The organism is Flavobacterium sp. AJR (assembly GCF_002156885.1).
Lineage (GTDB): Bacteria > Bacteroidota > Bacteroidia > Flavobacteriales > Flavobacteriaceae > Flavobacterium.
Window position 1 is genome coordinate 1 of sequence record NZ_NCWQ01000172.1, and the last position, 2,712, is coordinate 2,712.

At 33.0% G+C, this 2,712-nt stretch carries 3 protein-coding genes; all 3 read right to left on the bottom strand.

Features of this window, described 5'->3' with window-relative positions; genetic code table 11:
* Nucleotides 1–1,311, bottom strand: a 1,311-nt coding sequence (locus B8T70_RS23305) for a PD40 domain-containing protein (protein ID WP_086896417.1), incomplete at its 3' end; no start/stop codon positions are given.
* A gap of 11 nt (nucleotides 1,312–1,322) precedes the next feature.
* Nucleotides 1,323–2,234: a type IX secretion system membrane protein PorP/SprF gene (locus B8T70_RS23310; RefSeq protein WP_086896418.1), complete on the bottom strand. Its 912-nt coding sequence runs from the start codon at nucleotides 2,232–2,234 to the stop codon at nucleotides 1,323–1,325.
* 136 nt (nucleotides 2,235–2,370) lie between these two features.
* A partial coding sequence (locus B8T70_RS23315) for a gliding motility-associated C-terminal domain-containing protein (protein WP_133059423.1) occupies nucleotides 2,371–2,712 on the bottom strand: 342 nt, incomplete at its 5' end.

The following is a 2,712-nucleotide window of genomic DNA, read 5'->3' on the forward strand; positions in this document are numbered from 1 at the left end:
TATGACTCCGTATAATTCCTGAATGCAGTATAACTTTCTTGTTTCTAAAAATTTATAGATATCATCAGATCCCAGTCCGCCATCTTTGTTAGATGTAAAAAATCCTCTCCTGGATTTGGTGTCAATTATATAAGCAAAATCATCTTTGGGAGAATTAATATCTGCTCCAATATTTTGAACATTGCTTATTGTGCCATCGTCAGCTATTTTTCCAACAAAAACATCTAATCCTCCAAGTCCGGGGCGTCCATCTGAGGAAAAATAAATTTCCTTTTCGTCGGTTACATATGGAAAAGTTTCTTTTCCTTCAGTATTAACCGATGAACCTAAATTTATTGGTGTTCCAAATTCACCATTATCATTGATACTTATTTTATAGATATCCGATTGTCCGTATGTTCCTGGCATATCCGATGCAAAATATAATGTTTTTTCATCTGGACTCAAGGCAGGATGTGCCGTGCTGTAATTATTACTATTAAAAGGAACCTCCTTTATGTTAGTCCATTCATTGTTTTCAAGTGTCGCTTTGTATATTTTTACTAAAGTAATTTTATTTTCATCTTTTCCCTTTTTTCCATCAATGTAATTGTTTCTTGTAAAATAAACTGTCTTTCCATCTTTTGTAAAAGTAGGAGTGGATTCATGAAATTTTGAGTTTATTCTAGACTTGAATTTTTTAGGTGCATTGGGATTAAAATCCTGATCTACATCTGACTGATATAGATTGGTGAAATGCTCACCAGTCCATTTGTGTATTCGTTGATTAAAATTACCCGTATCTCTTGCCGAGGCAAAAACAATTTTGTTTTGATAAAATGCAGTTCCATAGTCAGAATATTTACTGTTTATACCAGTTGGTCCTATGTTATAGCGTCCCGAATTAGCTTTAATTTCATCAAGATAGTTTTTGCTTTCTTCATACAATTTAGCTCTATTGTCATTTTTTGACTTTTGATTAAATAAATCAAGCATTTGATTAGCCTTAACAACATCTCCGGTAGATTTTAATGATTGTGCGTATCGGTAATAATACTCAGGTTCTACCTCGGTATTCATGGCAAATAATTCACCATACCATTTTGCGGCCTTATCAAACTCGGAATTAAAGTAAAATGAGTTACCTAACTTCTTGAACATATCTTCAGATTTGTATCCTTTTTCGGCTACACGCTCATAAGTTTTAATGGCATCTATGTATGCGTAGTTATCGTACTTTTTATCGCCAGCAGCTATTTTGCCTTGTTGCGAATAACTGTTAAATGAAAAAACACGTACTATTATTATGCAAAGGAGTATATAATTTTTCATGATAAATATTTTTAGAAGAAACGAGGAGTTGTCATTTTACCATTGTTTTTGAATAATTCATAGCGCAGGAATATTTCATGTGAGCCAGAATTATAATTATCTAAGTTGGTCGTTTCACGATCATAACCATAGCCTATATATAGTCCATCGCTAACCTGAAAACCTACCATAGCACTTAGTGAAGCACTCCATCTGTAAGCAACTCCTACAACAAACTTATCGATAAACATGAAATTTGCCGAAACATCTGCCTGTAATGGTGCACCTTCTACCATTTTTATAAGTGCTGCTGGTTTGAATTTTAACTCAGGTCCCAAATCAAATACATATCCTGCCATAAAATAGTAATTTATTTTATCCTTATATATTACAATATCATTATCATCATAACGATTGGTTTCGATGAAATTTGGAATTGACAGACCTATGTATACTTTATCTGAGTGCCAATAGACACCAGCTCCAATGTTTGGTTTGAATACATTATCTAAATTCTGAAATTGAGGATCGCCTTGATCAGCTGGATTTAATTTGTTGACATCCAGATTGAATAAATTAGCTGAACCTTTAATACCAAAAGATAGTTTAAAATCTGCGGATGTTTGTATGGTATAGGAAAGGTCTACAGAAAAAGTATTTTCATTTGTAGGTCCAATTTTGTCATTAACCAATGACACTCCTAATCCTAGATTACTGTTATTTATTGGGGTGTTTACCGAAAAACTACTAGTTTCTGGGGCGCCATCAAGTCCGACCCATTGCGTACGGTATAAACCAAAAATACTTAGAGCTCCTCGTGACCCTGCATAAGCTGGGTTGATATTTATGGTGTTGTACATATATTGTGTAAACTGTGCATCTTGTTGTGCGTAACTTACTATAGCTGTAAACATCAAAACGAAAGAAAATAATTTTGTTCTCATAGTAGGTGTATATTATGTTATTATTGTCATTACCCTTTAATCTTAAAAAACAAGTGTATATTAATTCGTAAGTTTAAAATGCGAATTTTTTAATTAAATGCCATCTTGATTATATATTATCAAGATGGCATTTTGCTTATCTGGAAAGATATAGATAGCCATCTTTTTTATTCGTCTGAATTGCACCGTTTCCATCCACAGAAGTGTAATTTAGAATATAAAAGTAAGTTCCTGAAGGAAGACCGTCTGATTGTTTTACGGTTGTTCTTCCTCTTGAAATACCGTCAAAAGCATTTGTTGTATTGTTATAATTTCTAGTTTCAAATACTAGTACTCCCCAACGGTTATATATTTCGACAGTATTATCTGGATAACATACTGTGTCTTCTATATTGTCGATAACAAATTTATTATTGAAGCTATCGCCATTAGGAGAGAATGCATTATGTACCAGTATTGTTCCGCATGCTAATACTTT

Coding starts and splice junctions, on each gene's coding strand:
- B8T70_RS23310 (WP_086896418.1), bottom strand. CDS start 2,234: ATGAGAACAAAATTATTTTCTTTCGTTTTGATGTTTACAGCTATAGTA.